General features: G+C 46.6%; 1 protein-coding gene. It reads right to left on the bottom strand.

Annotated features, from left to right (window positions below):
* Positions 1–10 precede the first annotated feature (10 nt).
* Positions 11–844: DDE-type integrase/transposase/recombinase (locus tag ACYQ4S_RS12005; RefSeq protein ID WP_459771384.1), on the bottom strand; the 834-nt coding region annotated here is incomplete at its 5' end.

The following is an 844-nucleotide window of genomic DNA, read 5'->3' as shown; positions in this document are numbered from 1 at the left end:
GCTGACTGACTCATTTGATTCCTCCTTCTGTCATCCGATACTGCTTGCGCTTGATCTGGCTGTTGCTGATTTTATCGACCGGTTCAACCGGGTGAAGCTGATCTTTTTCATAGAGGTAAAAGCGGCTCAGATCTGCCGTGTATTTGAGGGTCACTCGCTGACCAATGTACGCATAACCGACTTCGATTTCTTTTCCCTTCAGTTTGACAATCCCGGTTTTATCCACCCTGTATTCCTTCGTATGCAAGAAAGCCTGCTCGATGGCTTCTTCACTCTTTCGACGAATATGCATCTGGTCTTCTCTAAACCGCTGCCAGGGACTCTGGCCTAAAGACCGGTGGTCTTTTATGTTCTTCTGCCTGATATAGTCAGTGAGGGAGTCGTTGAAAGCGGTCAGGGACTCAAATTCTTTATAGTCGATGGCCGGCATCCAGTCATCCTTTAAGGTACGAAAGGTCCGTTCGATTTTTGCTTTTGATGCACCTGAACGTACACGTGCATGGATTAAGTCAATGCCTAGTTGGGCAAGAATAAGGGCTAATTGCTTGTTTTTATAGGGAGACCCGTTATCGACGAAGATTTTCTTAGGTAAGCCATACCGTTTCATCGCCTGCTTCAACACCTCCTGCACATGGATAGCCGTGTCTTCTAAAAATAGACCCTGTCCGACAATCAGGCGACTGGCATCATCAATGGCCGCAATGATATACAGCCTTTTCGGATTTTTCCCCTTTTCATCATACAAATAAGGCCCATAGGACGTGTCGATCTGCCACATATCATTGGCATGAGCCATTTCAAATGACCGTCGGTCTTCTGGTGATCGCCAGCGATACTGTTCATT

The organism is Alkalibacterium sp. s-m-28, assembly GCF_054658175.1.
The sequence above is the reverse complement of the archived record's forward strand: the minus strand, read 5'-3'. Positions and strand labels throughout refer to the sequence as shown.